The following is a 2,633-nucleotide window of genomic DNA, read 5'->3' as shown; positions in this document are numbered from 1 at the left end:
GCCACCGCCATGTCGCTGGGGTGGGTGGCGATGCAGTGCTCGCTGGCGCCGATCACGGCCAATTGCCGGCTGAAACCTTCGCGCGCGCCGCAGCCACTGCCGGGCAGCCGCTTGTTGCAGGGCTGTGCGGTGTCGTAGAAATAGGGGCAGCGTGTGCGTTGCAGCAGGTTGCCGGCGGTGGTGGCCTTGTTGCGCAGTTGACCCGATGCGCCGGACACCAGTGCGCGGGTCAGCACCGCATAGTCGCGCCGGATGCGCCGGTCGGCCGCCAGATCGGTATTGCGTACCAGCGCGCCGACGCGCAGGCCTCCCTGGCTGGTGGGCTCGATGGTGTCCAGGTCCAGCCCGTTGACGTCGATCAGGTGGGCGGGCGTCTCGATCTCCAGTTTCATCAGGTCCAGCAGGTTGGTGCCGCCGGCAATGAACCGAGCGCCCTGGGTACGCGCCGCTGCCGCTGCCGCCTCGGCGGGAGACCGGGCGCGCTCGTAGCTGAAAGCTCTCATGCGCTGGCCTCCCCGACGTCCTGGATGGCCTCGATGATGTTGGAATAGGCGCCGCACCGGCAGATGTTGCCGCTCATGCGCTCGCGCAGTTCTTCGGCGGTGAAGGCGCTGGGCGCGTCCAACGCGGCGCTGACGTGGCTCGGTATGCCGGCCTTGATTTCCTGCAGCACGGCGACGGCCGAGCAGATCTGCCCCGGGGTGCAGTAGCCGCACTGGAAACCGTCATGCTTGACGAAGGCCGCCTGCATCGCGTGCAGCCGGTCTGGCGTGCCGAGGCCTTCGATGGTGGTGATCTTCGCGCCCTGGTGCATCACCGCCAGCGTCAGGCAGGCATTGATGCGCCGGCCGTCCACCAGCACCGTGCAGGCACCGCACTGGCCGTGGTCGCAGCCCTTCTTGCTGCCGGTCAGGTGCAGGTGCTCACGCAGGGCGTCGAGCAGGGTGACGCGGGTGTCCAGCCGCAGCGATCGCGCTGTTCCGTTCACCTCGAAGTCCACCTGCATCAGTTCCGGTGCCCGTGCACCTGTCCGGTCCGGCTCCGCCGCAGCGACCACGGCAGGCAGGGCCATGGTGGTGGCCGATCCCGCGCTCAACTTCAGCAGTTCCCGGCGCGAAAGGGGAAGGTGTGACGGTGGGCTCATCGTGGCTCCTCGCTGGCTGCGGCAGGCTGGCTGGCGGATTCAATGCCGGGACAGCATGGCCGTGCCGCGGTAGGCATGCGGTGAAGCATGACCCGGTCGCGCATTCATCCGCTGCCGGCTGCGGCGCAACCTGCGTGGCGGCCTTCAGCCATCGCCGGCCAGCGCGATCCTTACCCGCGAGGCCAGTTCGCCGATGGTGAACGGTTTGCCGATCAAGTGAACCTGCGCATCCAGCACGTTGTTGTCGACCAGCGCGTTGCGGCTGTTGCCGGTGGCGAACAGCACCTTCAGCTGCGGATGGCGCGCGCGTGCCTGCTCGGCCAGCTGCCGTCCATTGACCTCGGGCATCACCACGTCGGTAAACAACAGCGCGACCTCTGGATGGGCCTGCAGCAGCGCCAAGGCGCTGGCGGCGCCATCTGCGGCCAGTACCCGATAGCCGAGTTCAGTGAGGGCATCGACCGAGAACGCGCGGACGGCCGCATCATCGTCCACGACGAGAATGTGCTCGCGCCCACCGTGCAGGGTCGGCGCATCGTCGTCCGATGCGGCAGCGGGCATGTCGACGTCGGCCAGCAGCCGCGGCAGGTAGACCTGTACCCGCGTCCCTTTGCCGGGCGCGGAATCGAGTTTCACATGCCCGGCCGATTGCTGGACGAAGCCATACACCTGCGACAGCCCGAGCCCGGTGCCCTGGCCGACCTGCTTGGTGGTGAAGAACGGATCGAACGCGCGCGCCATCACCTCCGGCGTCATCCCGTTGCCGTCGTCGGTCACCGCGATCACAACGTAGTCGCCTGCAGGCACGCCCGCATGCGCCGATGCGGTGTCGAGGTCGACGCGCTGGTTGCGGGTCTCGATCTTCAATCGGCCGCCGGAGGGCATCGCATCGCGCGCGTTGACCGCCAGGTTCAGGACCACGTTCTCCAGCTGGTTGGCGTCGGCATGGGTCCACCACAGGCCCGCGCCGAGTGCGGTTTCAAGGATGATGCTGCTGCCAAGGGAATGCACCAGCAGGTCGGTCATGCCGGCCACCAGGCGGTTGGCATCCATCGCCACCGGCTGCAGCGGTTGCTGGCGCGAGAACGCAAGCAGGCGCTGGGTCAGCTGGGCGGCGCGCTGCGCGCCATCAAGTGCCATTTCAATGTACCGGCTGGCGCGCGCGTCGCTGTCGCCGAGGCGCAGCGCCAGCAGGTCGAGCGGCCCGATCACCGTCGCCAGCATGTTGTTGAAGTCATGGGCGATACCACCGGTCAGCTGGCCGACCGCCTCCATCTTGCGGCTCTGCCGAAGCGCCTCTTCCACCCGCAGGCGCTCGGCGACTTCGGCCCGCACACGTGCCTCCAGCTGCCCGTTCAGCTCCTGCAGGCGCGCATCGGCGGCCTTCCGCGCGGTGATGTCGATGGCCACGCCCAGCACGCGCACGCACCTGCCGAACTCGAAGATGCCGCGGCCCTTGGCGGCGACCCAGCGGACGATGCCATCCTCC

At 68.4% G+C, this 2,633-nt stretch carries 3 protein-coding genes; all 3 read right to left on the bottom strand.

Going from position 1 to position 2,633, the window contains the following annotated elements:
- Nucleotides 1-503: FAD binding domain-containing protein (locus AB4Y84_RS18890; protein ID WP_442250654.1), on the bottom strand; the 503-nt coding region annotated here is incomplete at its 3' end.
- Nucleotides 500-1,144 (bottom strand): aldehyde dehydrogenase iron-sulfur subunit PaoA, encoded by a 645-nt coding sequence (gene paoA / locus AB4Y84_RS18885; protein ID WP_032974655.1) that lies wholly within the window; start codon nucleotides 1,142-1,144, stop codon nucleotides 500-502. The genes AB4Y84_RS18890 and paoA, both read right to left, overlap by 4 nt.
- A gap of 144 nt (nucleotides 1,145-1,288) precedes the next feature.
- On the bottom strand, nucleotides 1,289-2,633 hold a 1,345-nt coding region (locus tag AB4Y84_RS18880), incomplete at its 5' end, for an ATP-binding protein (protein WP_442250653.1).

The organism is Stenotrophomonas sp. 2YAF22 (genome assembly GCF_052114665.1).
In the GTDB taxonomy this organism is placed as follows: domain Bacteria; phylum Pseudomonadota; class Gammaproteobacteria; order Xanthomonadales; family Xanthomonadaceae; genus Stenotrophomonas; species Stenotrophomonas indicatrix.
Note: the sequence above shows the minus strand (reverse complement) of the source record. Positions and strands in the feature narration are given on the sequence as shown.